This is a genomic window from Tardiphaga sp. GW821-FHT12E02 (assembly GCF_058807155.1).
Map to the genome: position 1 here is coordinate 538,602 of NZ_JBXAQK010000001.1, position 25,794 is coordinate 564,395.

At 62.3% G+C, this 25,794-nt stretch carries 20 protein-coding genes and 1 riboswitch; of the genes, 12 read left to right on the top strand and 8 right to left on the bottom strand.

Features of this window, described 5'->3' with window-relative positions; all coding sequences use genetic code 11:
* The first annotated feature begins 127 nt into the window (after positions 1 to 127).
* The 3 genes from acnA (at position 128) to AC1RQ5_RS02585 (ending at position 4,563) form a co-directional block, all read left to right on the top strand.
* On the top strand, positions 128 to 2,845 hold the full coding sequence (acnA, locus tag AC1RQ5_RS02575) for an aconitate hydratase AcnA (protein ID WP_493196983.1): 2,718 nt from the start codon (positions 128 to 130) through the stop codon (positions 2,843 to 2,845).
* A gap of 180 nt (positions 2,846 to 3,025) precedes the next feature.
* Positions 3,026 to 3,796 carry a DUF1223 domain-containing protein gene (locus tag AC1RQ5_RS02580; protein WP_493196984.1) on the top strand — a complete coding sequence of 257 codons (771 nt, stop codon included), beginning with the start codon at positions 3,026 to 3,028 and terminating at the stop codon, positions 3,794 to 3,796.
* A gap of 407 nt (positions 3,797 to 4,203) precedes the next feature.
* The gene (locus tag AC1RQ5_RS02585) at positions 4,204 to 4,563 is read left to right on the top strand and encodes a DUF2794 domain-containing protein (RefSeq protein ID WP_398484046.1); all 360 of its coding nucleotides are present in this window, start codon (positions 4,204 to 4,206) and stop codon (positions 4,561 to 4,563) included.
* A gap of 695 nt (positions 4,564 to 5,258) precedes the next feature.
* On the opposite strand, the gene AC1RQ5_RS02590 is transcribed toward AC1RQ5_RS02585, so the two are convergent.
* From AC1RQ5_RS02590 to AC1RQ5_RS02605, 4 genes are all read right to left on the bottom strand, one after another.
* Entirely contained in the window at positions 5,259 to 5,783 is a 525-nt protein-coding gene (locus AC1RQ5_RS02590) for a GNAT family N-acetyltransferase (protein ID WP_493196985.1), read from the bottom strand.
* A gap of 482 nt (positions 5,784 to 6,265) precedes the next feature.
* Complete coding sequence (locus AC1RQ5_RS02595) at positions 6,266 to 7,051, bottom strand: Bax inhibitor-1/YccA family protein (RefSeq protein WP_398484051.1); 786 nt, start codon at positions 7,049 to 7,051, stop codon at positions 6,266 to 6,268.
* Positions 7,052 to 7,346: 295 nt separating this feature from the next.
* On the bottom strand, positions 7,347 to 9,911 hold the full coding sequence (locus AC1RQ5_RS02600; RefSeq protein WP_493196986.1) for an ABC transporter permease: 2,565 nt from the start codon (positions 9,909 to 9,911) through the stop codon (positions 7,347 to 7,349).
* Positions 9,911 to 10,621, bottom strand: coding sequence for an ABC transporter ATP-binding protein (locus AC1RQ5_RS02605; protein WP_493196987.1), 711 nt, complete (start codon positions 10,619 to 10,621; stop codon positions 9,911 to 9,913). The genes AC1RQ5_RS02600 and AC1RQ5_RS02605 overlap by 1 nt, the downstream gene beginning before the upstream one ends.
* Between AC1RQ5_RS02605 and AC1RQ5_RS02610 the strand changes: the two genes are divergently transcribed.
* From AC1RQ5_RS02610 to sucD, 6 genes are all read left to right on the top strand, one after another.
* Entirely contained in the window at positions 10,620 to 11,312 is a 693-nt protein-coding gene (locus AC1RQ5_RS02610) for an arylesterase (RefSeq protein WP_493203263.1), read from the top strand. The genes AC1RQ5_RS02605 and AC1RQ5_RS02610 overlap by 2 nt on opposite strands.
* 325 nt (positions 11,313 to 11,637) lie before the next feature.
* Positions 11,638 to 12,189 (top strand): RNA 2',3'-cyclic phosphodiesterase, encoded by a 552-nt coding sequence (thpR, locus tag AC1RQ5_RS02615; RefSeq protein WP_398484059.1) that lies wholly within the window; start codon positions 11,638 to 11,640, stop codon positions 12,187 to 12,189.
* Positions 12,190 to 12,396: 207 nt separating this feature from the next.
* Positions 12,397 to 13,584 (top strand): cell division protein ZapE, encoded by a 1,188-nt coding sequence (zapE, locus tag AC1RQ5_RS02620; protein ID WP_398484061.1) that lies wholly within the window; start codon positions 12,397 to 12,399, stop codon positions 13,582 to 13,584.
* Positions 13,585 to 13,961: 377 nt separating this feature from the next.
* Complete coding sequence (mdh, locus tag AC1RQ5_RS02625; protein WP_398484064.1) at positions 13,962 to 14,927, top strand: malate dehydrogenase; 966 nt, start codon at positions 13,962 to 13,964, stop codon at positions 14,925 to 14,927.
* A gap of 207 nt (positions 14,928 to 15,134) precedes the next feature.
* Positions 15,135 to 16,331, top strand: a complete 1,197-nt coding sequence (gene sucC / locus AC1RQ5_RS02630; RefSeq protein ID WP_493196988.1) for an ADP-forming succinate--CoA ligase subunit beta — start codon at positions 15,135 to 15,137, stop codon at positions 16,329 to 16,331.
* A gap of 4 nt (positions 16,332 to 16,335) precedes the next feature.
* Positions 16,336 to 17,223 (top strand): succinate--CoA ligase subunit alpha, encoded by an 888-nt coding sequence (sucD, locus tag AC1RQ5_RS02635; RefSeq protein ID WP_211911025.1) that lies wholly within the window; start codon positions 16,336 to 16,338, stop codon positions 17,221 to 17,223.
* 107 nt (positions 17,224 to 17,330) lie between these two features.
* On the opposite strand, the gene AC1RQ5_RS02640 is transcribed toward sucD, so the two are convergent.
* Entirely contained in the window at positions 17,331 to 17,927 is a 597-nt protein-coding gene (locus tag AC1RQ5_RS02640) for a tyrosine-protein phosphatase (RefSeq protein ID WP_493196989.1), read from the bottom strand.
* A gap of 26 nt (positions 17,928 to 17,953) precedes the next feature.
* Positions 17,954 to 18,031: riboswitch (Fluoride riboswitch) on the bottom strand.
* A 136-nt stretch (positions 18,032 to 18,167) separates the two neighbouring features.
* Between AC1RQ5_RS02640 and AC1RQ5_RS02645 the strand changes: the two genes are divergently transcribed.
* Positions 18,168 to 18,902: an SDR family NAD(P)-dependent oxidoreductase gene (locus AC1RQ5_RS02645; protein WP_493196990.1), complete on the top strand. Its 735-nt coding sequence runs from the start codon at positions 18,168 to 18,170 to the stop codon at positions 18,900 to 18,902.
* Between the two features lie 60 nt (positions 18,903 to 18,962).
* Here the strand turns inward: AC1RQ5_RS02645 and AC1RQ5_RS02650 are convergent, their stop codons facing one another.
* The 3 genes from AC1RQ5_RS02650 to AC1RQ5_RS02660 form a co-directional block, all read right to left on the bottom strand.
* Positions 18,963 to 19,841 (bottom strand): sulfurtransferase, encoded by an 879-nt coding sequence (locus tag AC1RQ5_RS02650; protein ID WP_493196991.1) that lies wholly within the window; start codon positions 19,839 to 19,841, stop codon positions 18,963 to 18,965.
* 75 nt (positions 19,842 to 19,916) lie between these two features.
* The gene (locus AC1RQ5_RS02655) at positions 19,917 to 21,041 is read right to left on the bottom strand and encodes an acyl-CoA dehydrogenase family protein (RefSeq protein WP_493196992.1); all 1,125 of its coding nucleotides are present in this window, start codon (positions 21,039 to 21,041) and stop codon (positions 19,917 to 19,919) included.
* Positions 21,042 to 21,196: 155 nt separating this feature from the next.
* Positions 21,197 to 21,739, bottom strand: a complete 543-nt coding sequence (locus AC1RQ5_RS02660; RefSeq protein ID WP_493196993.1) for an OsmC family protein — start codon at positions 21,737 to 21,739, stop codon at positions 21,197 to 21,199.
* Between the two features lie 233 nt (positions 21,740 to 21,972).
* On the opposite strand from AC1RQ5_RS02660, the gene AC1RQ5_RS02665 reads away from it, so the two are divergent.
* The gene (locus AC1RQ5_RS02665) at positions 21,973 to 22,644 is read left to right on the top strand and encodes a TetR/AcrR family transcriptional regulator (protein ID WP_493196994.1); all 672 of its coding nucleotides are present in this window, start codon (positions 21,973 to 21,975) and stop codon (positions 22,642 to 22,644) included.
* Positions 22,645 to 22,825: 181 nt separating this feature from the next.
* Entirely contained in the window at positions 22,826 to 25,759 is a 2,934-nt protein-coding gene (locus AC1RQ5_RS02670) for a 2-oxoglutarate dehydrogenase E1 component (protein WP_398481711.1), read from the top strand.
* The last annotated feature ends 35 nt before the right edge of the window (positions 25,760 to 25,794 follow it).

Below are 25,794 nucleotides of genomic sequence, written 5' to 3' on the forward strand. Positions count from 1 at the left end.
AAACATTCTATATAACCTGTGCATTGATGCAGCACACAATCGGCCCGCAAGCGAACTGGCCATGTCCGCCGATGGTGTTCGACGCCCCGCCCGGGACGTCTCTCGCTTGAAATTGGGACGCCTTCACATGACCTCACTCGACAGCTTCAAGTGCCGCAAGACCCTCAAGGTCGGCACCAAGTCTTACGTCTATTACAGCCTGCCTCTGGCCGAGAAGAACGGCCTCACCGGCATCTCGAAGCTGCCCTATTCGATGAAGGTCCTGCTGGAGAACCTGCTGCGCAACGAGGACGGCCGCAGCGTCAAGAAGGCGGACATCGTTGCCTTTTCGAAATGGGTGAAGAAGCGCAAGCTCGAGCATGAAATCTCGTTCCGCCCCGCCCGCGTGCTGATGCAGGATTTCACCGGCGTGCCGGCCGTGGTCGATCTCGCCGCCATGCGCAATGCGATGCAGGCGCTCAAGGGCGATCCCAAGAAGATCAATCCGCTGGTGCCCGTCGATCTCGTCATCGACCACTCGGTGATCGTTAACTTCTTCGGTGACAACAAGGCATTCGGCAAGAACGTCGCCGAAGAGTACAAGCAGAACAAGGAACGCTACGAGTTCCTGAAATGGGGCCAGAGCGCGTTCTCGAACTTCTCCGTGGTGCCGCCCGGCACCGGCATCTGCCATCAGGTCAATCTCGAATACCTCGCCCAGACCGTCTGGACCAAGAAGCAGAAGATGACGATCGGCCGCAAGACCGGCACGTTCGAGGTCGCCTATCCGGACACCCTAGTCGGCACCGATTCGCACACCACCATGGTCAATGGTCTCGCCGTGCTCGGCTGGGGCGTTGGTGGCATCGAGGCGGAAGCCGCGATGCTCGGCCAGCCGCAATCCATGCTGCTGCCCGACGTGGTCGGCTTCAAGCTGTCGGGTGCGCTGAAGGAGGGCGTGACCGCTACCGACCTCGTGCTCACGGTGACACAGATGCTGCGCAAGCAGGGCGTCGTCGGCAAGTTCGTGGAGTTTTACGGCCCCGGTCTCGACGCCATGTCGGTGGCCGACAAGGCGACCATCGGCAACATGGCGCCGGAATATGGCGCGACCTGCGGCTTCTTCCCGGTGGATGCCGCCACCCTCGATTATCTGAAGACGTCAGGCCGCAAGACGGCGCGCGTCGCACTGGTTGCCGCTTATTCCAAGGCACAGGGCCTGTATCGCACCGCCAAGTCGCCGGATCCGGTGTTCACCGAAACGCTGAAGCTCGATCTCGGCGATGTCGTGCCGTCCATGGCGGGTCCGAAGCGTCCGGAAGGTCGCGTCGCGCTGCCGGCGATCGCTGAAGGCTTCGCCACGGCACTTGCCGGCGACTACAAGAAGCCCAACGCCACCGAGCGTTTCCCGGTGGAGGGCAAGAATTTCGATCTCGGCCATGGCGATGTCGTCATCGCCGCCATCACCTCCTGCACCAACACCTCGAATCCGAGTGTGCTGGTGGCCGCCGGCCTGCTCGCACGCAAGGCCAATGCCCTGGGCTTGAAGGTCAAACCGTGGGTGAAGACCTCGCTGGCGCCAGGCTCGCAGGTCGTCGCTGAATATCTCGCCAATTCCGGCCTGCAGCTCGACCTAGACAAAGTCGGCTTCAACCTGGTCGGCTTCGGCTGCACCACCTGTATCGGCAATTCCGGTCCGCTGCCGGAAGAGATCTCGAAGTCGATCAACGACAACGGCATCGTCGGCGCTGCCGTGCTGTCGGGTAATCGTAATTTCGAAGGCCGCGTCTCGCCGGATGTGCAGGCCAACTATCTCGCCTCGCCGCCGCTGGTGGTCGCCCATGCGCTTGCCGGCACCGTGACCAAGAATCTCGCGGTCGAGCCGATCGGCGAAGGCAAGGACGGCAAGCCCGTCTATCTGAAAGACATCTGGCCGACCTCGACCGAGATCAACGCCATCATCAAGAAGTACGTCACCTCGACGATCTTCAAGAAGAAATATGCTGACGTGTTCAAGGGCGACGCCAACTGGCAGAAGATCAAGACGGTCGAGAGCGAGACCTACAAGTGGAACATGGGCTCGACCTATGTGCAGAACCCGCCCTACTTCGAAGGCATGAAGAAGGAGCCGGAGCCGACCACCGATATCATCAATGCGCGTATCCTGGCCCTGTTCGGCGACAAGATCACCACCGACCACATCTCGCCGGCTGGTTCGATCAAGCTCACCTCGCCTGCTGGCAAGTATCTGTCGGAGCACCAGGTGCGCCCGGCTGACTTCAATCAATACGGCACGCGCCGCGGCAATCACGAAGTCATGATGCGCGGCACCTTCGCCAATATCCGCATCAAGAACTTCATGCTGCAGGGCGCCGACGGCAATGTGCCGGAAGGCGGCAACACCAAGCACTGGCCCGACGGCGAGACGATGTCGATCTTTGACGCCGCGATGAAGTATCAGGCCGAGCAGGTGCCGCTGGTCGTGTTCGGCGGTGCGGAATACGGCAATGGTTCGTCACGCGACTGGGCCGCGAAGGGCACCCGGCTGCTCGGCGTTCGCGCCGTGATCACTGAGAGTTTCGAGCGTATTCACCGCTCCAATCTCGTCGGCATGGGCATCCTGCCGCTGACCTTCGAGAATGGGTCGTCCTGGAAGAAACTCGGCCTCACCGGCAGCGAGCAGGTCACGATCCGCGGCCTCACCGGCGAGATCAAGCCGCGCCAGCAGATGGTTGCGGAAATCACGATGGCCGATGGCAAGCTGCACAAGGAAACGCTGCTCTGCCGCATCGATACGCTGGACGAACTGGAATACTACCGTAACGGCGGCATCCTGCATTACGTGCTGCGTCAGCTTGCAGCCTGACCGCTTTGCACTGTGACGTCGTGCCTCACCTCGAAGTGAGTGGCTAGTGATTGGAAGGCGACCTATGAAGGGTCGCCTTCTGCGTTAGCAGGTACCTTTGTTTTTGATGACCCCATCGAGAGCGGCACCAGTCTGGTTTGCTCGGATGCGGTTGCACAACTCCGAGCGCAGCACGTCTTGATGACATCTCTCCGTGACATATCGCGATGGACCGGCGCTCTCAGCGCCTGTTTTTTCGTTGCGTTCGGTCACAGCGCCTTGGCCACGGGCGCGCAGGCGCAGCCGCGTGCCGTTGTCGAGTTGTTTACCTCACAGGGTTGCTCGTCCTGCCCGCCGGCGGACCAGATCATTGGCGATCTCGCCAAGGATCCGTCCGTCATCGCACTGAGCATGCCTGTCGATTATTGGGACTATCTCGGCTGGAAAGACACGCTGGCCGATTCGCGCTTCAGCGCGCGCCAGAAGGCCTATTCGCAGATGCGCGGCGATCGCGACATCTACACGCCGCAGGCCGTGGTCAACGGCGCCACGCAGGTGATCGGCAGCGACGCGACAAAAATCAAGACGGCCATCGGCGACACCCGGAAAGGTGCGTCGGTCATGTCCGTTCCGGTGTCGATTTCGGTATCGGGCAAGCAGGTGAATGTTGCGGTGGCAGCATCGACCGACACGTCTTCGACCGATCATGGCGAGGTCTGGATTTGCTCGGTATCGAAGTCCGTCCCGATCACGGTCGGTCGTGGTGAGAATCGTGGACGTGAACTCACTTACTACAATGTCGTGCGCAGCTGGCTAAAGGTCGGCGACTGGAACGGCAGCGCGGCCAACTGGACCGTACCGCTGGAGAATGTGTCGCGCGACGGCGTCGATGCGGCGGTCGTCTATGTGCAGGACGGCTCGCGCGATAAGCCTGGCGCAATGCGCGGCGCAGCGTTTACGTCGCTGCAGTAATCTCACCGTCATTGCGAGCGCAGCGAAGCAGTCCAGAAGACCGCAAGCAAGGTCTGGATTGCTTCGCTGCGCTCGCAATGACGGCTGAGAAAGCCCACCCACCCCACAAAAAGAAAAGGACCAACTCGCGTTGGCCCAGTGGGGATTAATATACTCACTGCGCAGGGTCCGATCCCAACGACCACGGGGGGCTGGGGGCTGAGGAATCCGAGACCGGAAGAACCGGACCCGACGCAGTATCTGTTTATCGCAAGCCACAAGGGCGTCGGCTGGGCCAAATTTTGGCGGCAATAAGATTCGCCTAACGTTCCCGTGACGGAAGATTTCTTACCGTCTGGCGGCTGAATCTGGTCTTGCAGCCCAGGGCCCATGGCGCGATCATGTAAGTGATATGACAGGAGGCGCCGATGCACGTGATTCCGGGAGACAATGACCCAAGTTCGAATCGCGGGACGACGGGTCCGGCGCCGGCCCCGATCGTCAGCTTCAACCGCATCGAACTGAGCCGCATCCTCAATCTCTACGGACGGATGGTGTCTGACGGCGAATGGCGCGATTACGCCATCGATTTTCTGCGCGACCGCGCAGTGTTCTCCGTGTTCCGGCGTGCGTCTGAAATGCCGATCTACCGCATCGAGAAGGATCCGCGACTGGCACGCAAACAGGGCATGTACAGCGTCATCTCGGCGACGGGCATGATCCTTCGCCGCGGCCACGAGCTGGACCGGGTGCTGCTGGTGATCGATCGCAAACTGGCGGTGGTGTGAGACAACGCTTGCCCGTGGCTTATCGATCTCGCGACGCTTGCGCGTCCGAGCTGTGAGCATTTCTCCCCGCGAGACATGAGGGGAGGTGGCACGCCGCAAGGCGCACTTGGGTGGGACTTGACGCCATCCGTTCAACGCTGGATCGCCAGCGAAGCCGAACAGCGCAACGCCTTACGGCGCGCCACCGCGACGTTCTTTCTGGCCGAAGGACCGTTCTTCCGGGTACTGGGCGCTCCCGATCGGGAGCCATCCGACGGATTTCTCCGCCTTCGCCCGCACCACGTCCAGCCGCGCTAGCGGCAGACCCCCATAGTGGGGTCGGACGGTTACCCCCGACCACCCGAGTGCAGGAGGTACGTCCTCCCCTGCCCGCAGGCGCCGCATCCACGTTCCGCTCAAAGACGCCTCATGAGAGCGCCCCTCACGAACGAGACGGAGGGGATATGGAGCAGAATGGGAATTTTGTCAAGAACAGAAGGAGAACTAAAATCTTGCGGGCGCAATGTTCTCCCTCCCCCAAGCCGCGAAGCGGCGCAGCGGGGAGGGTGGATCGAAGCGAGCGTTCAGCGAGCTTCGAGACGGGTGGGGTGCTTCCTCCGACGTCACGTGGGGAAAGTTCCCACCCCCGCCTGTCGGCGGACCCTCCCCATTCGCTTCGCTCCGGGGAGGGAAACCACAAGCCTCCGCGCATCACCTCACGGCAGCGTGGCGCCGCCCGCGCCCAGCACCCGCTGCATCGACACGGTGTCGAGCCAGCGGCCGAATTTGAAGCCGACATTCGGATGGGTGCCGATCATCTGGAAGCCGGCATTGCGATGGACGGCCACCGAGCCGGCATTGGCGCTGTCGCCGATCACCGCAACCATCTGCCGGAAGCCCTTTGATTCGCAGGCGTCGATCAGTGCCGCGAGCAGTTTGCCGCCGACACCGCGGCGCTGTGCTGCCGGGGCGAGATAGATCGAGTCCTCGACCGTAAAACGGTAGGCCACACGCGGCCGGTGCGGACCGGCATAGGCATAGCCGAGCACCTGATCGCCATCGACAGCCACGAAATAGGGAAAGCCGCCGCCGGTGAGCCCCTCGAAGCGCCGTGCCATCTCGGCAAGATCCGGTGGATCGATCTCGAAGGTCGCGGTGCCGTGCAGGACCGCTTCTTCATAGATGGCGGTGATGGCTGGCAGGTCAGCGGCCGTGGCGGCGCGGATGGTGATGTCGGACATGGGGGAACAGTATTTTTGCAGTCCGAGAAAGAAAAGCCCCGGCTTGTTTGTCCCTCAGCTGCATGCGCGCATGGCTATCCCATATGCCCCCTGGCCGATGAGGATGGTGTTCGGCCTGCATGGTTCGAGAGGCCGCTTTGCGGGCTCCTCACCATGAGGGTCTTCTACAGCGCCATACTCTGCCCTCATCCTGAGGAGCCGCGCAGCGGCGTCTCGAAGGATGGCCGCAGGCTCTGAACCCGGCCAACTCATGGTTCGAGACGGCGCTACGCGCCTCCTCACCATGAGGGACAGAGTGTACTGCGCTTCATGGACCGCATTTCCAGTCAGGCTCTGAGGAGCGGTCGCCTTCTACCGCGTCTCGAAGGATGGCTGCGTATGCATCAACATTCATATGCGATAGCCGTGGGCTTGCGGGAGAAGGACAAAGAAAAAGCCCCGGCTCTCGCCGGGGCTTCGATCTCGTCAGGCTTGCGCCGACCTTACTCTTTCTGTCCGAGCAGCTGCAGCAGCAGCGTGAACAGGTTGATGAAGTTCAGGTAGAGCGACAGGGCGCCGGTGATCGCGGCACGTTCCGCCACATCGCCACCCTGGGAGGCGTAGCCATAGATGTAGTCGTTCTTCAGGCGCTGGGTGTCGTAGGCGGTGAGGCCTGCGAAGATCAGCACGCCGACCACCGAGACGATGAACTGCAGCATCGACGAGGCGACGAAGATGTTCACGACGCTCGCGATGATGATGCCGAACAGGCCCATCATCAGGAACGAGCCCATGCCCGTCATGTCACGCTTGGTGGTGTAGCCGTAGAGGCTCAGCGCACCGAACGACGCCGCCGTGATGAAGAACACGCGCACGATCGAGGTGTGCGTGTACACCAGGAAGATCGACGACAGCGAGATGCCCATCAGGGCTGCGAAGGCCCAGAACAGCAGCTGCGCGGTGGCCGGCTTCAGGCGGTTGATGCCGAAGGAGATGGCGAACACCATGACCAGCGGGGCCGCGATGAACACCCACTTCAGCGGGCTGGCGAACATGTAATAGCCGAACGCCGACAGATGGGTCGAACCGACCCGCGCCACGGCATTCGAGGCGTCGGTGACGGCGCCCATATACACGCCCAGAGCGGCAAAGCCGGTGATGGCCAGGCCGATGGTCATGTAGTTGTAGATGCGCAGCATGTAGGAGCGCAGCCCGGCATCGACCGCGGCGGTGTCGCGCGCGCCGGCCCGGCCGAAGGGAGAAGCATAGTTACGGTCTAGATCCGACATGGTCGAAACCTCGATAAGTTGTCCAGGCGCCCGCAAAGGGTGTGCGTCGCTGGTCCGATTATATCCCAGATCCAGCGCCGTCCGGGATGAATATCTCGACACAAACGCTGAAGGCCTGACCCAAAGGGTATGTGGTAAACTAACACATTCGCTGCAAGCTTCCACGCGTGGCGGAATGTCGCTCCGCGCAGCTGCGCAGGAAACCGGTAAACGGTTTCACGCGCAGCGGCTTGCCGATTCCGCACCGGTTTTGCACGAATCACCCGCTAGAGTGACCGCATCGTACCGAAACGGGTCACAAATTCCGCAACACGGTGGCGGGCTTCTGGGTCAGGGCTACCAACGTACCCAATAGACCGAGCCCGACTGTGACAATAAGCGCTGCCAATACGACCCCTGCAGCGCTGCCGCTCTGCCAGACGAAACCCAGATTCATCAGCCGCGTGACGATCAGCGACGCCGCCACCGAGCCGGCAAGCACACCAAACACCGCCGTGGCGAACCCGATCATCAGATATTCGAGCGCATAGGCGCCGAGCAGCCGTGCGCGGGTGGCACCGAGGGTCTTCAGGATCACGGCGTCATAGACGCGGTGACGATGGCCGGCGGCGAGCGCGCCACCCAGAACGAGGATGGCCGATAGCAGCGTCACTGCACTGGCGCCGCGAATCGCCAGCGTCAGATTGGTCACCACCGTTCCGACCGTATCGAGCGCTTCGCGGACACGGACCGTCGTCACCATCGGAAACGCATCCGCCACCGCCTTGACCAGCGCGGCATCCTGCGCGGGCGCCGTCTGCGGCTCCGTCAGGGTCGCGATATGCGTATGTGGCGCGCCGCGAAAAGCGTTGGGCGAGAAGACGAGCACGAAATTGATGCCGAGGCTCTGCCAATCGACGCTGCGCAGGCTGCCGATCTTCGCCGTGATGTCACGGCCGAGCACATTGACCACGACATCGTCGCCGAGTTTGAGCCCGAGCCCATCGGCGAGCTTCTTTTCGAACGACACCAGCGGCGGGCCGCTGTAGCCCTTCGGCCACCACGCGCCTTCGACCACCTTGGAGCCGCGCGGCACCTCATCGGTGTAGCTGATGCCGCGGTCGCTCTGCAGAACCCACTCCGCATCGCTCGACGGCTTGAGATCCTCCGCCTTGACGCCGCGCGCGCCGACGATCCGGCCGCGGAGCATCGGCACTTCCTCCACCGTCGATTGCGGCTGTTTCTCCTTGAGGAACGCGCCGAAGCGATCGGCCTCGGTGGAGGGAATGTCGATGAAGTAGAACGACGGCGCCTTGTCCGGCAGCGAGGCCATGAACTGGCGGCGCAGATTGCCGTCGATCTGCGTGATCGTGACCAGCACGGTGAGGCCAAGACCAAGCGACATCACCACCGACGGCGTCAGTGCGCCCGGCCGGTGGATATTGGCGATGGCGAGCCGCAGCATGGTGAGGCCCGGCCGCGGCAGTTTTCGCGCGATGGACATCAGTACGCTGGCGATACCGCGCAGCAGGGCGAAGACCAGGACCGACGACAAGACGAAGATGGCGGCGACGCGCTTGTCATAGGCGAGGCCGATCACGACGGCGATCAGCACCGACACCACCAGCACCATCCAGACCAGATAGCGGGTCTGCGGACGACGGGTTTCCGTATGCGCGGCGTCGCGGAACAGCGCGGCCACCGGCACATCATGCACACGCGCCAGCGGCCACAGGCCGAAAGCCAGCGCGGTCAGCAGGCCGTAGAGCAGCGACAAGGCGAGAGCGCCGGGATGCAGCGCGGGCACCACCGGCAACGGCAGCAGATTGCCGAGCAGGCCGACAATGGCGAAAGGCAGCGCCGCGCCGAGCGCGAGACCGATCAGCGAGCCGACGCCGGCGAGCACCATCACCTGGGTCAGATACATCGCGAACACGTCGCGGCCGGTGGCGCCGAGCGCCTTCAGCGCGGCAATCACCTCGCGGCGGCGATCGATATGGCTCTTCACCGCATTGGCCACGCCGACACCGCCGACCAGCAATGCAGCAAGGCCGACAAGCGTCAGGAACTGGGTGAAGCGGGTAATGGAACGCTCGAGTTGCGGCGATGCATTGTCGCGCGAACGAATTTCCCAGCCGGCCTGCGGCAACTGGCTGCGGGCATCGTCGGTCAGCGCCTTGGCCGCGCGCTCACCGCCGTCCGCCAGACGAACACGATAGATCCAGCGCACGAGACTGCCGGGCTGCAGCAATGCGGTGGCACGCAGGGCATCTTCGCTGACGAGAAAACGTGGTGCGAAGCCGACGCCGCCGGCGAGCTTGTCCGGCTCAGAATCAACGACGCTGCGGATCTGGAACGTGGCGCTGCCGACGGTGACGCGATCGCCGAGCTTGAGGCCGAGGCGCGCCAGCAGCGTCGTGTCGGTTGCAGCGCCATAGGCGCCGTCGCGTTCAACGAGCAGATCGCTGACGGGCATGTCGGGCGTCAGCTTCAAGCTACCGAGCAAGGGATAGGCGGAATCCACCGCCTTCATCTCGACCAGCGCCAGATTACCATCCGGCGCACGCACCATGCCGCGCAAGGTGGCGGCCACCGAGACATCGCCGCGCTGGCGGAGGAAGGCGAGTTCGTCCGGTTTCGCCTCGCGCTGCATCAGGGAAAAGGCGACATCGCCGCCAAGCAGCGTCCGGCCTTCGCGGGCGAGGCCGTCGCTGAGGCTGGCCGCCACCGAACCGACGCCGGCAATCGCCAGCACGCCGAGCGCGATACAGGCGATGAAGACATAGAAGCCGCTGAGACCGCCGCGCATCTCGCGCAATGCATAACGCAAGGCCAGCGAGGGGCCGCGCGTCGGCGCGGCATTGTCCGTGATGACAGCCATCAGGCTGTCTCGATATGGCCGGAGCGCAGGCGTACGACACGGTCGCAGCGTTCCGCCAATGCATTGTCATGCGTGACCAGCACCAGCGTCATGCCGCGTTCGGCATGTTGTGCGAACAGCAGGTCGACGATCTGGCTGCCGGTGTTCTCATCGAGATTACCGGTCGGCTCATCGGCCACGAGGATTGCGGGATCGGGCGCCAGCGCCCGCGCCAAGGCGACGCGCTGCTGCTCACCACCGGACAGCTGGCGCGGGTAATGATGCAGGCGAGCGCCCAGCCCGACGGCTTCGAGCTCCTTCGCAGCTCGGCTATTCGGATCAGGATGGCCCGCGAGTTCCAGCGGCACAGCGACGTTTTCCAGCGCCGTCATGGTGGGGATCAGATGGAAGGACTGGAAAACGATGCCGACATGGCGGCCGCGAAAGCGCGCCAATCCGTCCTCGTCGAGATCATTGAAAGCGGTGCCATTGACCACCACCTGACCAGAGTCAGGCCGCTCCAGCCCCGCCATCACCATCAGCAGCGTGGATTTACCGGAGCCTGACGGGCCGATCAGCCCGATCGCCTCGCCCGATCCGACGCGCAGGCTGATATCCTTCAGGATATGCACCCGCGCGGCACCGGTGCCGAGCGACAGGTTGAGGTTCAAGATGGAAATGGTGTCCGGCGCAGTGCCGGCCGATGATGAGGTGTCGATGCGCGTGTCCATGTCGGTGTCATATGGCACTTCATTTGCGGCGGTCGAGGGGTGGCTGCGCACGTTTGCGTGCCTGTTGTTTGCCGGATGGCTCGTCATGTTGCCGCAGGCGCCGGTTTTCGCGCAGGCCGGGGCCAAGCCGGTGAAGCTGGTGGTGCTCGGGGATTCGCTGAGCGCGGGCTACAATCTGCCGGGCCCCGCGGCATTTCCGGTCCGGCTGCAAAAGGCGCTGACGGACAAAGGTATCGCCGTGGAAATCGCCAATGCCGGCGTATCCGGTGATACCACCTCGGGCGGGCTCGGCCGGCTCGACTGGTCGGTGCCCGATGGCACCCAGGGCGTGATCCTCGAGCTTGGCGCCAATGACGCACTTCGCGGCGTCGATCCGAAAATTCCGCGGGAAGCCCTCACCGAAATCATCAATCGCCTGCAGGCGCGCGGCATCAAGGTCCTGCTCTGCGGCATGCTGGCACCGCCGAATTACGGCCGCGACTATGCGGACAAGTTCAACGCGATCTATCCGGATCTCGCCAAACAGTTCGACGTGCCGCTGTATCCGTTTTTCCTCGATGGCGTGGCGGGCGAGAGCAAACTCAATCTGCCCGACGGCATGCATCCGACCGCGGAAGGCGTCGATGTCGTGGTGAACAAGATCTTACCGACGGTGGAGGCTTTCGTGGCAGCGCTTGCGCCGAAAAGCTGAGCAAGGTGCTTAGTTTGTAGGATGGGTTGAGCGCAGCGATACCCATCACGACAGGCGCTGGTGGTGATGGGTATCGCTGCGCTCAACCCATCCGACGACCCTTGCGTGACACTGCCGAGTTATCCGGAACCTGACACTGCGATGACACGCTCTGCTTCGCGAAGTCACATAACTCGGATAGATTTTAGACATCGGTGATTCGTAGCTTGCTCCGATTCACCGGCTCGTTTGTCGGGCATGATTTTCGCCGAGCGGTGCGTGCGTCAGCACACAATGCACCAGCACCTTTCGGCGAAAATCGCGCCCCGACAAAAAGGAGCTGACAATGCCGCGTTTATTCGCCGGACTGGAAATTCCAGTCGAGATCGGCCAGCGATTGGCCAATTTACGTGGCGGCCTGCCAGGCGCGCGCTGGATCGATCCCGAAAATTATCACGTCACCCTCCGCTTCATCGGCGACATCGACGGCATTTCCGCGAACGAGATCGCCTATCTGATGGCGCGCATCGAACGCCGGCCGTTCAAGGTCGAGATCCGCGGGCTCACGAGCTTTGGCGGTCATAAACCCCGCGCCATCGTCGCCCATGTGGAGCCGAGCAAGCCGCTGATGGAGCTGCAGGCTGAGCTCGAGCGGTTGATCCGCCGTTGCGGCATTGGACCCGATCCGCGCAAATTCACCCCGCATGTGACGCTGGCCCGGCTGCGCGACGCGTCGAGCTGGGACGTGGCCGATTATCTCTCGGTGCGCGGATATTTTCCGACGCAGACATTCACGGCGGAACAGTTCGTGCTGTTCTCGTCGCGCGCATCCACCGGCGGCGGGCCGTATCTGGTGGAGAATTCGTATGAGCTGAGCGAGAGGGTACGGGCGGCGTGAACCGCAATCCCGATTGTCGCCACCCGGCCTGATCGGGTGGCCCAGTATACACTGGCGGTCGTGACTGGCCGGACCGACCATGTCTACTGTATCGCCCGGTCAAGCCGGGCGACGACAGACTGAGATGGCACAACGCCGCTCGCCGCATATCCGCCTCCCCGAAATCCCATCTTGCAATTTCCCCCCGCATGGGGCCGTTAGGCGCCCATGTCTGCCGCCCCCACATCCTTCCGCGAACAATACAGAACCCTCGTCGCCGCCGGTACCATCGAGGCCGATCCGGCGCAGGCGCAGGCCGTCGAGGCCATCGCGGCGCTCGATGCAAAGCTCGCGACCTACGAACCACCGCGCAAAAAGGGCTTCTTCGGCCGCCTGTTCGGTGGCGACAAGGATGCCCAGCCGCCGAAGGGGCTCTATGTCCACGGCGAGGTCGGCCGCGGCAAGACCATGCTGATGGATCTGTTTTTCGAGAGCAGCTCGGTCGAGCACAAGCGCCGCGCGCATTTCCATGAATTCATGGCCGATACCCATGAGCGCATCTACGGCTTCCGCCAGAAGATCGCGAGTGGCGAGATCGCCGACAGCAGCGACGTCATTGCGCTGACGGCGAATTCGATTTTCGAGGAAGCCTGGCTGCTGTGCTTCGACGAATTTCACGTGACCGACATCGCCGATGCGATGATCCTCGGCCGGCTGTTCGCGCGGCTGTTCGAGCAGGGCACCGTGGTGTTCGCGACATCCAATGTCGAGCCGGTCAATCTCTATAAAGGCGGCCTCAACCGCGCGCTGTTCCTGCCCTTCATCAAGCAGATCGAAGATCATATGGAGGTGCGCAAGCTCGACTCGCGCACCGACTTCCGCATGGAGAAACTGGTCGGCGTGAAGAGCTGGCTGGTGCCGGATGACGCTGCGGCGAAGGCGGCACTCGATGCAGCCTGGACGAAGCTCACCGGCGGCGCTGCAGGCAAATCGCGCGAGCTCAACGTCAAGGGACGCAAGCTGCAGGTTCCGCTGGAAGCACAGGGCGTTGCGCGCTTCACGTTCAACGATCTCTGCGAGAAGCCGCTCGGCGCATCCGACTATCTCAAGCTCGCGCATGAATATCACACGCTGTTCATCGAACATGTGCCGGCCATGACCGAAGCCAACCGCAATGCGGCCAAGCGCTTCATCTCGCTGATCGACACGCTCTATGACAATGGCGTGAAGCTGATGGCAACCGCAGCGGCCGAGCCGCCGGATCTCTATTCAGCCGATCAGGGCACCGAGAAGTTCGAATTCGTCCGCACGGCGTCGCGCTTGTTCGAGATGGGGTCGGAGACATATCTGGCGCTACCTCACGGGCGGAGCGATTCCACGGCGAGTGGATCGAGCACGGGGCTGGTGGAGACGTAGATTCTCTCCACGAGCGAGAGCCGTAGGGCGGATCAGGCGAAGCCGTCATCCGCCGCGGCGTTTCAACCATGCAATGGGCCGGCGGATGACGCTTCGCTAATCCGCCCTACGGACTCATAGGCTCCAAAACTATGAGGCAGCGCGGCAGCGGCCTTGTATGCCACCGCCGATGGCGGTGTGTATGGGTCCCCGCCTTCGCGGGGACGACAAGCGAGTTTAGTTCTCCTCCAATCACCGCCCCCAAATCCGCAACGCTGACCTCCCGCCCGACAAATGGGCAGGGGCTGACTTGAACGCATGCGGCGAAAGCGATAACCAGCCTCTCGGCATTTCCTGCTCCCTCCTCCCACCCCTGCGGGTTCAAAGGATATTTTCTCATGGCGCGTAATAAGATCGCACTGATTGGCTCGGGTCAGATCGGCGGAACGCTGGCTCACCTCGTCGGCCTCAAGGAACTCGGCGACGTGGTGTTGTTCGACATCGCCGAAGGCACCCCGCAGGGCAAATCGCTGGATATCGCCCAGTCGTCGCCCGTCGATGGCTTCGACTCCAAGCTCTCGGGCGCCAATTCCTACGAAGCGATCGAAGGCTCGGACGTCATCATCGTCACCGCCGGCGTGCCGCGTAAGCCGGGCATGAGCCGCGACGATCTGCTCTCGATCAACCTCAAGGTGATGGAGCAGGTGGGTGCGGGCATCAAGAAGTACGCCCCCAACGCATTTGTGATCTGCATCACCAACCCGCTCGACGCGATGGTCTGGGCGCTGCAGAAGGCCTCGGGTCTTCCGGCGAACAAGGTGGTCGGCATGGCCGGCGTGCTCGACTCGGCCCGCTTCCGCTACTTCCTGGCTGATGAATTCAACGTCTCGGTGGAAGACGTCACCGCTTTCGTGCTCGGCGGCCACGGCGACACCATGGTGCCGCTGGTCAAGTACTCGACCGTTGCCGGCATCCCGCTGCCGGACCTCGTGAAGATGGGCTGGACCTCGCAGGCCCGCATCGACGAAATCGTCGATCGCACCCGCAACGGCGGCGCCGAGATCGTCAACCTGCTCAAGACCGGTTCGGCCTTCTACGCCCCGGCCGCTTCCGCGATCGCGATGGCCGAGAGCTATCTCAAGGACAAGAAGCGCGTGCTGCCCTGCGCCGTTCACCTCAACGGTGAATATGGCGTCAAGGACATGTATGTCGGCGTTCCCGTTGTCATCGGCGCGAAGGGTGTCGAGCGCATCGTCGAGATCGAGCTTGTCGGCAAGGACAAGGAAGGCTTCGACAAGTCGGTCGCTTCGGTGGTCGGCCTGATGGACGCCTGCAAGAAGATCGCGCCCGACCTGCTCGGCTAAAACAGACTGAACTGAACCGGCACCCCTGGGGTGCCGGTTTTGCATTTGACGTGGTTGGCCATCCCTGCGACGAACCCACCAAGCCAACTTCGTCCGTCACACGGAATTACCGCTCGCTTTGACATCCGGCACTCGTGGTATACGGTATGCCAATTCAAAGAAACGGCGTGAATTCCAATTTCACCATCGGGGGTTCGGGAGCATCTTATGAATATCCATGAATATCAGGCGAAAGCCGTCCTGAAGGAGTTCGGCGTGCCCGTCTCCAAGGGCGTGCCGGTCCTCAAGGCTGACGAAGCCGAAGCCGCAGCGAAGGAACTGGGCGGTCCGCTCTGGGTCGTGAAGAGCCAGATCCATGCCGGTGGTCGCGGCAAGGGCAAGTTCAAGGAAGCCTCGGCTGGCGACAAGGGCGGTGTCCGCCTCGCCAAGTCGATCGACGAGGTCAAGGAATTCTCCAAGCAGATGCTTGGCGCGACCCTCGTGACCGTGCAGACCGGCGACGCCGGCAAGCAGGTCAACCGCCTCTACATCGAAGACGGTTCGGACATCGAGAAGGAGTTCTATCTCTCGCTGCTCGTCGACCGTGAAACCTCGCGCGTCGCATTCGTCGTCTCGACCGAAGGCGGCATGAGCATCGAGGACGTCGCCCACGACACCCCTGAGAAGATCATCACCTTCTCGGTCGATCCGGCCACCGGCGTCATGCCGCATCACGGCCGCACCGTGGCACAGGCCCTCGGCCTCACCGGCGACCTGGCCAAGCAGGCCGGCAAGCTGGTCGAGCAGCTCTACACGGCGTTCATCGCCAAGGACATGGACATGCTGGAGATCAATCCGTTGATCATCTCCAAGCAGGGCCAGCTCAAGTGTCTCGACGCAAAAATGTCGTTCGACTCGAACTCGCTCTATCGTCATCCGGATATCGTCGCGCTCCGCGACACCACCGAAGAAGACGCGAAGGAAATCGAGGCATCGAAATATGACCTCGCCTACATCGCGCTCGACGGCACCATCGGCTGCATGGTCAACGGCGCCGGCCTCGCAATGGCCACGCTCGACATCATCAAGCTCTATGGCGAAAGCCCCGCCAACTTCCTCGACGTCGGTGGCGGCGCCTCGGAAGAGAAGGTGACGGCAGCGTTCAAGATTATCACCGCTGACCCGAACGTGAAGGGCATCCTGGTCAACATCTTCGGCGGCATCATGAAGTGCGACGTCATCGCCGCCGGCGTTGTCGGCGCGGTGAAGGCCGTCGGCCTCAAGGTGCCACTGGTTGTCCGCCTCGAAGGCACCAATGTCGAGGAAGGCAAGAAGATCATCCGCGAGTCCGGCCTCAATGTTCTGCCGGCCGACGATCTCGACGACGCCGCCCAGAAGATCGTCAACGCGGTGAAGGGAAAGTAAGCTCATGTCAGTCTTGATCGACAAGAACACCAAGGTCATCACCCAGGGCTTCACCGGCAAGAACGGTACCTTCCATTCCGAACAGGCGATCGCCTACGGGACCAAGGTCGTCGGCGGCACCTCGCCGGGCAAGGGCGGCTCGACCCATATCGGCCTGCCCGTGTTCGACACCGTGGCGGAAGCCCGCGACAAGACCGGCGCCGACGCCTCGGTCATCTATGTGCCGCCGCCGGGCGCCGCAGACGCGATCTGCGAAGCCATCGATGCGGAAATCCCGCTGATCGTCTGCATCACCGAGGGCATTCCGGTGCTCGACATGGTGCGCGTGAAACGTTCGCTGATCGGGTCCAAGTCGCGCCTGATCGGGCCGAACTGCCCGGGCGTCGTCACTGCCGGTGAATCGAAGATCGGCATCATGCCGGCCAACATCTTCAAGCCCGGCAAGGTCGGCATCCTGTCGCGCTCCGGCACGCTGACCTATGAAGCCGTATTCCAGACCACCCAGGCCGGCCTCGGCCAGACCTCGGCGGTCGGCATCGGCGGCGACCCGGTCAAGGGCACCGAGTTCATCGACATCCTCGAACTGTTCCTGGCCGACGACAAGACCGAGTCGATCATCATGATCGGTGAAATCGGTGGCTCGGCGGAAGAAGACGCGGCGCAGTTCATCAAGGACGAAGCCAAGCGCGGCCGCAAGAAGCCGATGGTCGGCTTCATCGGCGGCGTCACCGCGCCTCCCGGCCGCCGCATGGGCCATGCCGGCGCCATCGTGTCGGGCGGCAAGGGCGATGCCCAGTCGAAGATCGCAGCGATGGAAGCCGCCGGCATCCGCGTCTCGCCATCGCCGGCCCGCCTCGGCACCACGCTGGTGGACGTGCTCGCGGGCAAGTAAGCTGCAGAGTATCGAACTGAATGAGAAAGGCCCGCTCGCGAGAGCGGGCCTTTTGTTTTAGCGCAGGCTCGCGATGCCGAGCTGCGTGGAGCCGATCACATTGATCGCTAGAATGCCTCATGGCGCGCGACGATGCGATCTAATGTCTTGTCCATGGCCACGGTGGAGTTGCCGAGCCACGGGAAGTGCCCATAGCGGAACGAGAGCTGTTGCGACGCCTGCGTAGCGCTTCGCCCTGCGATCACCAGCTCGTACAGCGCTGCCGCCAGACCCGTGCGATCCGAGCCGGCTTCGCAATGAATGAGGATCGGCCGCACCGCATTCCGCAGATGATCCGTCAGCTGCGCGATCTGGCCATCAGTCAGTTCGCGCCCCGACGAGATCGGAAAGTCGATATGCGTGACACCCGTCGCGGCACTCGCCTTGACCTCATCGTCATACCAGGAGCGCCCCGCATTGTTACCGCGCAGATTGATGATGGTGCGGATGTCATGGGCACGGATGCGATCGATGAACTGATCGCCGCTCAGTTGCCCGGAGCGATAGATCACGCCGCTCTCGATGGGATGGAAATTGCCGGTCACTCGCAGATAGCCCGCCCAGCCACCGAGCAGAATGGCAACGATCGCAACCAATTGGCCAAATCGCTTCAGCCACGGCAAAGCCAGATGCAACGAATAGGAAAGCGGATTGGATCTGCGCACGACTCTACTCCTTCGCCGCGTGGGCGAGTTGAGTAGGAGTCATCAGCCTCTCATGGAGGCGGTTCGGCCAGGATGGCCCGGCAGAATCCATTGCCGATGCACCTGCTTAGCTGCTGATCAATCGCCGAGTCAATGCGGTGGAGGTGACACGTCGATTGACAACGCTGCCGCGAACTTCACACTGGCTCCACTGCTTGAAGCGAGCGACCTAGTCTCGCAATGCATAAGGGAGAACGCGTGATGAACGAGCTGGATTTCACCGGCAAAACCGTCCTCGTGATCGGAGGATCGAGCGGGATCGGCAACGGGATTGCGCATGGTTTTCGCGCCAAAGGCGCGGAGGTGCATGTCTACGGCACACGTGCGAACGCAGAGGACTACAAGGGCGAAGAAGGCTCCGACCTCGCCGGCCTGCATTATGCGAAGCTCGACGTGAGCAATTCTGCCGCTATCGAATCGATCAAACCCGCTTTCAGCAAGCTCGACGTCCTCGTGCTGGCGCAGGGCACCGTGCTCTACAAGCGCGCCGAATTCGAAATGGACGGGTTTCGCAAGGTCATGGAAGTGAACCTGATGAGCCTGATGGCCTGCAGCGCCAAATTCCATCCGATGCTGAAGGCAAGCGGCGGCAACGTCATCATCGTCTCATCGACCGCCGCCTTCCATGCGACCAAGGGCAACCCCTCCTACAACGCCTCCAAGACCGGTGCCGTCGGTCTCGTGCGCACGCTGGGTGTGGCCTGGGCTGAGGATGGCATCCGCGTCAACGGCATCGCACCGGGCCTCGTCGATACCAAGCTCACCAAGGTGACGACGAACAATCCGAAGCGGCTGGAAGGCGCGCTCGAACGAATCCCGATCAAGCGACTGGGTACGCCGGCGGACATGGCCGGTGCTGCCTTGTTTCTCGCCTCGCCGCTGTCGTCCTACATCGTCGGCCAGAGCATCATCGTCGATGGCGGGCTGATCCTGTAGCGGCAGCACACGAGGGATTCCGGGTTCGCGCAAGAGCGCGACCCGGAATGACGGTTTGGATCAGGCCGCCACGGCCTGCTTCTCTCCGACCATCGGCAAGCCTTCCTCGATCGGATATTTCACGTCGCGGCTCCATTCGTTCCACGAGCCGAAATACATCCGCACATCCGCGACGCCGGCATTCTTCAGCGCCAGGAACGTGTTCGACGCTCGCGCGCCCTTGAAGCAATAGAGATAGACAGTCGTTGCCGGCGTGATGCCCACCGTCGCGCATTCGGCGAGGATCTCGTTCTTCGACTTGAAGCGCGGCCCCTCGCCGGTCGGCTTCATCATGCGGTACCACTCGATCCAGACGGCGCCGGGAATGCGGCCCATGCGCGGGCAAAAGTCCTTGCCATAGGGCGAGGAGCTTTCACCGATCCATTCATCGACATCGCGCACGTCGAGAATGGCGATGGAGGGATTGCCGAGCGCGGCCTGCATGGTGGCGGCGTCGATCAGGATCGAGCCAGCTTCCGGCTTGATGGCGAACGACGCGGGCGTCGGCATCGGCACATCGGTGGTCGTGGGCAGGCCCTTCATGGTCCAGGCATCGTAGCCGCCATGCAGCACCTTGATCTTGGGATAGCCGAGGAATTCGAGCAGGAAATAGCCGCGGCAGGACTGGCCGAAGCCGGAATTCATCGACTGCTCATAGATCACAGCTGTCTCCGCGCCGGAGAGACCTGCGCCACCGAAGGCTTCGGCAAATTTCTTTTTCAGCTCGTCCATGCCTTCCGGCGTGGACGTCGCGAGGAACGTAAAGATCTCATGGAGATTGACGGCGCCGGGGATGTGACCGGCGGCATAGGCGTCGGGATTGCGCGTGTCGATGATGACACAAGGTTCTGACTTCATGAACGTCGCGAGGTCGTCTGCGGAAATGAGAACATCTGCCATTTCAAGCCTCCACTTTTTGAACGTCGTTGTTGAACCGTTGGTAGTCGGCCGTGCCATGCTGCGCCCTGACCCAGGTCAATGGGCACCGTCTCCTTGCTGTTCGCGCGCATTGTCTGCGAGCATCTTCCGGAGCTGTTTGGTGGCGGGGGTGACGATCGCCACGAAATAGGATTCGCGCAGGCGCCGCTGCGCGCGATGGGATTTGAGGTAGCCACGCGCGCCACAATGCAGCATCGCGGCATGGGCGGCGGCGACGGCAGCATCGCCCGCGCGCAAGCGCAGTTCGACGACGGCGCGCCAGTAGTCGTTGCTGGTCTCATAGGGCGTCGCGGCCAGCATCATGGTCTCGGCTTCCATCTTCGCAAGCAGGCCTGCAAAATCCTCTGGTTGCTGCGGCAGGAAGCAGTTCACATGGGCGAGCGAGGGTTTGACGCTGTCCATGATGGCGACGCAGTCTCTGACCAGGCCGAGCCCCATCCCCATCTGCATCAGAATGAAGCCGGCGCGAATCTTCTTCACGAAAGGCATCGCGGGTGCTGCGAGCACCTGATCATCGGGAATGAAAACATCGCGGAACTGCACGGCATAAGTGCCAGTGCCGTCCATGGCGAGGAACGGCTTGCAAGGCGTCAGCGAGAGATTCTCATCGGCGCAATCGGCGATGAACATCACCTTCTCGCCGGAGTCCTCGACTTCGAAGATCGTGCCGAACAGGTGATCAGGGCCGAGATTGGAGACCCAGGGCAGCGCGCCGCGGACGAGATAGCCGCCGTCAACGCGCTTGCCTTTGAGCTTGAGCTTCTCGATGCCGAAAAAGCTCTTCATGGGATTGGAGAGACCAGTGCCGCCGAGCGTTTTTCCGCTGGCTGTCGCGCTCAGATATTTCGCTTTCAGCGCGGCATTGTCGGAGTTGAGGATGTACCAGACCAGCGTGTTCTGGCACCACGCCATGAAAGCGGTCGAGCCGCAGGTCTCGCCGATGACGGAGATGCCGGCGATCGTGTCGCGCAGATCGGCGTGAGCGGACCAGGCGCCGGCATCGCCGAGATTGTGCAGCGCCTGATCGGGATAGATCGTGCCCTCGTCGATCTCCAGCGCGATCGGCGTCAGCTCGCGCCGCGCGATGGCGCCGATGCGATCGACAAGCGGCTCAGTGTCGTCAACGACAATTTCCTTTAACAACGCAGCCGATGCAGTCATCTCGATCTCCGCGCAACGGAAGCCATCGAACTCGTCATTGCGAGGAGCGTCAGCGACGAAGCAATCCAGCGCTTGCTTCCAAAAAGGCTGGATTGCTTCGCCGAAGCAAAATTGGCGAAGCCAATTTTGCAGGGCTCGCAATGACGGCTGAGAGATCAGGCCGTGACTTCGAGATTGACCGGGCGCGTAAACGTGTTGGCGACCGGCGACCACTTCTTCACGTGATCGATCAGCGCATCGATCTCGGCTTGCGGAATGCCTTCGCATTCCATGTCCACCTTGATACGCACATCGGTGAAGCCGACCGGCTTCTCACTGATATCGCCAGTGCCCCAGACGGCGGTGATGTTGAGGTCACCTTCGAGCTGCAGCTCGAGCTTGTTGACGGTCCAGCCGCGATGCACGGCATTGGCGTGCAGGCCGACCGCGATGCAGGAGCCGAGCGCGGCAAGTGAGGCTTCGGACGGATTGGGCGCTGTGTCGTCGCCGAGCAAAGCCGGCGGCTCATCGACGATGTAAGGCAGCAGGTTGCGAATGTAGTTGGCGTGACGGAATTTGCCTTCGGCGACCGTTTTGCACTTGAGCGTCTTGATGACGTTCGGATTGGCCTTGCCATTGGCGATCAGCTGTTCGAGCCCGCCTTTGTCGATCGGTGCCAGGCAGCCGGTCAAAGCGGTTTTGGCGGCAACAGCAGTCATGGACGTCTCCCTTCGAGAAAGATACAGAACGGTCTGTAGTCTTGCACGATGTGTGCCAGACCCCGCGCCGAAAGCCGCCTCAATGATTTCAAGGAGTTACTGATGCCACGCCCAATCGCCCGCGCTCAGAGAACGAGCATGTCTGCCGATTCGCCCGCCAACCGCTCGAATCTTGGTCAGATCTCCTGCCGCTCGCTTGCAGTCGGGCGGGCGCATGTCATATTGACGCGGCAATGACCGATCCAATGCCGCAGGACGCCGAGAAGACCACGCCGCGCGACCGGCTGATGGATGCTGCGACACGGCTGTTCTGCAAGAACGGCATCAATGCCACCGGCATCGATGCGATCGTGGCGGAAGCCGGGACGGCCAAGACCACGCTCTACAAGATCTTCAAATCAAAAGGCGATCTGGTCGAGGCCGTGCTCGAGACCGAGGGCAAGAGCTGGCGCGCCTGGTTTCTCGGCGCCATCGAGACGCCCGCCACCCCACGCGAAAAGCTCGATGCGATCTTCCCGGCGCTGAAAAAATGGTTCGGCGAGGACAGCTATACGGGCTGCGTTTTCATCAATGCGGTCGGCGAGCACCCCAAGGACGAGACCCGGCTGCGGGATCTCACGATCCAGCACAAGACGTTTGTTCTCAAGCACATAGGCGATCTCGCCGGCGCAGCCGGTGCGGCCCGTCCGGATGCCCTGGCGCATCAGATCGGACTCTTGATGGACGGCGCCATTGTCGCCGCCATGGTCACGCGCGACCCCGGCGTCGCCGACGCTGCAGGCCAGGCCGCCACAGCGCTGCTGGACGGCGCCTGCGGTCCCGCCAAGCCCAAGCGCAAGAGAACGGTCGTTCTCCAGGGCGGCGCTGCGGCATTGGCGAAAGAAGACCTTAGTGTCGTCGAATAGTTGGCGTTTAGTCAGCGAAATCAGAACGCACAAAGAGTTGACGAAATGTTCAGTTCTTCGTCTTTTTCAGGGCGCACTTTCGATCTAGATAGGTTAGAAGGTCGCCGCACAAGGTTCGGCCTGTAAAAGGGCCAAACCCTCGCCCGAAATTCCGCGCGACTAGAAAAATTCAGGACGCACAATGTCTCGCCAGGACGCGAACGCCGCTTTTGCCCTCTCTTCATTCCTCCAGGGCGCCAACGCCACTTATATCGACGATCTCTACGCACGATTTGAGAAAGACCCCTCCTCGGTGGATGCCGAGTGGCAGGAGTTCTTCAAGAGCCTGAAGGACAATTCCACCGACGTGCAGAAGAACGCCGCCGGTCCGTCCTGGGAAAAGTCAAACTGGCCGGTGTCTCCGGCTGACGATCTCACGCATGCACTGGATGGCAACTGGGCCAAGGTCGAGAAGGCCGTCGGCGCCAAGCTCGCCGCCAAGGCCGAGAAGGGCCAGCAAGTTCCGGTCGGCGACCTGATCCAGGCGACCCGCGATTCGGTTCGCGCGCTGATGCTGATCCGCGCTTATCGTATGCGCGGTCACTTCCACGCCAATCTCGATCCGCTCGGCATCGAAGGCGTCAAGGATCACGAAGAGCTCGATCCGAAATCCTACGGCTTCACCGATGCCGATCTCGACCGCAAGATCTTCATCGATAACGTCATCGGCCTCGAATACGGCACGCTGCGCGAGATCACCGCGATCCTTCAGCGCACCTACTGCCAGACGCTGGGCGTCGAATTCATGCACATCTCGAATCCGGCCCAGAAGGCCTGGATCCAGGAACGCATCGAAGGTCCGGACAAGGAAATCTCGTTCACGCCGGAAGGCCGCCGCGCCATCCTGATGAAGCTGATCGAAGCCGATGGCTTCGAGAAGTTCTGCGACGTCAAGTTCACCGGCACCAAGCGGTTCGGCCTCGACGGCGGCGAATCGCTGATCCCGGCGCTCGAACAGATCATCAAGCGTGGCGGCAGCCTCGGCGTGAAGGAAATCGTGCTCGGCATGCCGCATCGCGGCCGCCTCAACGTGCTGACCCAGGTGATGGGCAAGCCGCATCGCGCACTGTTCCACGAATTCAAGGGCGGCTCGGCCAATCCCGACGAAGTCGAAGGGTCGGGCGACGTCAAGTATCACCTCGGCGCCTCGTCGGATCGTGAGTTCGACCAGAACAAGATCCATCTGTCGCTGACCGCCAACCCGTCGCATCTCGAAATCGTCGATCCCGTCGTGCTCGGCAAGGTCCGCGCCAAGCAGGACCAGCATGGCGATCCCCCGGAAGAGCGCATCTCGGTGCTGCCGCTGCTGATGCATGGCGACGCGGCCTTCGCCGGTCAGGGTGTCGTCGCGGAATGTTTCGCGCTGTCCGACCTAAAGGGTTATCGCACCGGCGGTTCGATCCACTTCATCGTCAATAACCAGATCGGCTTCACCACCTATCCGCGTTACTCGCGCTCCTCGCCCTATCCGTCGGATGTGGCGAAGATGATCGACGCGCCGATCTTCCACGTGAACGGCGACGATCCGGAAGCCGTGGTGTTCGCGGCCAAGATCGCCATCGAGTATCGGCAGAAGTTCCACAAGCCTGTCGTCATCGACATGTTCTGCTATCGCCGCCATGGCCATAACGAAGGCGACGAGCCGGCATTCACCCAGCCGGTGATGTACAAGAAGATCGGCGGTCATCAGACCACCGTCGATATGTATGCCAAGCGCCTGATCGCCGAGAACGTCCTCACCCAGGCCGATTTCGACAAGGCCAAGGCCGACTGGCGCGCGAAGCTGGACACCGAGCTCGAAGCCGGCACCAGCTACAAGCCGAACAAGGCCGACTGGATGGACGGCAAGTGGGCCGGCCTCAAGATCGCGGGCGAGGACGAAGAGCCGCGCCGCGGCGTGACCGGCGTCGATGTCGCGACCCTGCGTGAGATCGGCGGCAAGATCACCAAGGTGCCGGACGGTTTCCGCATCCACCGCACCGTGCAGCGTTTTCTCGATGCCCGCGCCAAGGCGATCGACAACGGCGAAGGCATCGACTGGGCGACCAGCGAAGCGCTCGCCTTCTGCTCGCTGATGGACGAAGGCCACCATATCCGCCTGTCCGGCCAGGACTCCGAGCGCGGCACCTTCTCGCAGCGTCACTCGGTCTGGTTCGACCAGGAAGACGAAAGCCGCTACACGCCGTTCAATCATCTCGGCGAGAAGCAGGGTCGTTACGAAGTCATCAACTCGCTGCTGTCGGAAGAAGCCGTGCTCGGCTTCGAATACGGCTACACGCTGGCTGAACCGAACACGCTCACTTTGTGGGAAGCCCAGTTCGGCGACTTCGCCAATGGTGCGCAGGTGGTGTTCGACCAGTTCATCTCCTCGGGCGAACGCAAGTGGCTGCGTATGTCGGGCCTCGTCTGCCTGCTGCCGCATGGCTATGAAGGCCAGGGCCCCGAGCATTCCTCGGCGCGCCTCGAGCGCTTCCTGCAGATGTGCGCGGAAGACAACATGCAGGTGGTCAACCCGACCACGCCGGCAAACTACTTCCACATGCTGCGCCGTCAGCTGAAGCGCGAGATCCGCAAGCCGCTGATCGTGATGACGCCGAAGTCGCTGCTGCGCCACAAGCGCGCTGTATCGACGCTCGACCAGCTCGGTGCCGGTACCACCTTCCACCGCGTGCTGTTCGACGATGCCGAGAAGCTGCAGCCGGATGCCAAGATCCGTCGCGTCGTGTTGTGCTCGGGCAAGGTCTATTACGACCTGTTCGAGGAGCGCGAGAAGCGCGGCATCGATGACATCTATCTGCTGCGCATCGAGCAGCTCTATCCGGTGCCGCTGAAGACGCTGGTGCAGGAGCTGACCCGCTTCAAGGGTGCGGAATTCGTCTGGTGCCAGGAAGAACCGCGCAATATGGGCGGCTGGCACTTCATCGAGCCGTATCTCGAATGGGTGCTCAACCAGATCAACGCCACCCACAAGCGTCCGCGTTACGCGGGCCGTGCGGCGTCGGCTGCGACCGCGACCGGTTTGATGTCCAAGCATCTCGCCCAGCTGAAGGCGTTCCTCGACGAGGCGCTCGGCTAAGTCATTTCCATCATCGCAATGCCCCGCTCCGCGCG

Bases quoted from the DNA above. Each gene is read 5' to 3' on its own strand.
- AC1RQ5_RS02580 (WP_493196984.1), top strand. From the start codon at position 3,026: ATGACATCTCTCCGTGACATATCGCGATGGACCGGCGCTCTCAGCGCC.
- mdh (WP_398484064.1), top strand. From the start codon at position 13,962: ATGGCGCGTAATAAGATCGCACTGATTGGCTCGGGTCAGATCGGCGGA.
- zapE (WP_398484061.1), top strand. From the start codon at position 12,397: ATGTCTGCCGCCCCCACATCCTTCCGCGAACAATACAGAACCCTCGTC.
- sucD (WP_211911025.1), top strand. From the start codon at position 16,336: ATGTCAGTCTTGATCGACAAGAACACCAAGGTCATCACCCAGGGCTTC.
- AC1RQ5_RS02660 (WP_493196993.1), bottom strand. From the start codon at position 21,739: ATGACTGCTGTTGCCGCCAAAACCGCTTTGACCGGCTGCCTGGCACCG.
- acnA (WP_493196983.1), top strand. From the start codon at position 128: ATGACCTCACTCGACAGCTTCAAGTGCCGCAAGACCCTCAAGGTCGGC.
- AC1RQ5_RS02610 (WP_493203263.1), top strand. From the start codon at position 10,620: ATGTCGGTGTCATATGGCACTTCATTTGCGGCGGTCGAGGGGTGGCTG.
- AC1RQ5_RS02670 (WP_398481711.1), top strand. From the start codon at position 22,826: ATGTCTCGCCAGGACGCGAACGCCGCTTTTGCCCTCTCTTCATTCCTC.
- AC1RQ5_RS02585 (WP_398484046.1), top strand. From the start codon at position 4,204: ATGCACGTGATTCCGGGAGACAATGACCCAAGTTCGAATCGCGGGACG.
- AC1RQ5_RS02655 (WP_493196992.1), bottom strand. From the start codon at position 21,041: ATGACTGCATCGGCTGCGTTGTTAAAGGAAATTGTCGTTGACGACACT.
- AC1RQ5_RS02645 (WP_493196990.1), top strand. From the start codon at position 18,168: ATGAACGAGCTGGATTTCACCGGCAAAACCGTCCTCGTGATCGGAGGA.
- AC1RQ5_RS02595 (WP_398484051.1), bottom strand. From the start codon at position 7,051: ATGTCGGATCTAGACCGTAACTATGCTTCTCCCTTCGGCCGGGCCGGC.
- AC1RQ5_RS02590 (WP_493196985.1), bottom strand. From the start codon at position 5,783: ATGTCCGACATCACCATCCGCGCCGCCACGGCCGCTGACCTGCCAGCC.
- AC1RQ5_RS02600 (WP_493196986.1), bottom strand. From the start codon at position 9,911: ATGGCTGTCATCACGGACAATGCCGCGCCGACGCGCGGCCCCTCGCTG.
- sucC (WP_493196988.1), top strand. From the start codon at position 15,135: ATGAATATCCATGAATATCAGGCGAAAGCCGTCCTGAAGGAGTTCGGC.
- AC1RQ5_RS02605 (WP_493196987.1), bottom strand. From the start codon at position 10,621: ATGGACACGCGCATCGACACCTCATCATCGGCCGGCACTGCGCCGGAC.
- thpR (WP_398484059.1), top strand. From the start codon at position 11,638: ATGCCGCGTTTATTCGCCGGACTGGAAATTCCAGTCGAGATCGGCCAG.
- AC1RQ5_RS02650 (WP_493196991.1), bottom strand. From the start codon at position 19,841: ATGGCAGATGTTCTCATTTCCGCAGACGACCTCGCGACGTTCATGAAG.
- AC1RQ5_RS02665 (WP_493196994.1), top strand. From the start codon at position 21,973: ATGACCGATCCAATGCCGCAGGACGCCGAGAAGACCACGCCGCGCGAC.